We start from the raw sequence: 207 nt of genomic DNA, 5'->3' as shown, positions 1-207 counted from the left end.
CGGACTGCGCCGAGCGCAGCAGACCCCAGACCGGGGCGTGGACGAGGTTGTCATCGCCGGCCGCCCCGCATCGGGTCACCAGGACCAGGCGCGAGGAGGCGAACCGCTCGTCCGCCAGCCACTCCTGGACCACACCGATCACACCGTGCAGCGCGGCACGGACAGCAGAGGCGGTCTCGACAGCGGCGTCGGCGGCGTCCAGCGCGA

General features: G+C 73.4%; 1 protein-coding gene. It reads right to left on the bottom strand.

What is annotated here, in order from left to right:
* On the bottom strand, positions 1-207 hold a 207-nt coding region (locus tag UK12_RS42880), incomplete at both ends, for a hypothetical protein (RefSeq protein ID WP_045307475.1).

The sequence above is a fragment of the Saccharothrix sp. ST-888 genome (assembly GCF_000955975.1).
Lineage (GTDB): Bacteria > Actinomycetota > Actinomycetes > Streptomycetales > Streptomycetaceae > Kitasatospora.
This window is presented reverse-complemented; position numbering and strand designations above follow the sequence as displayed.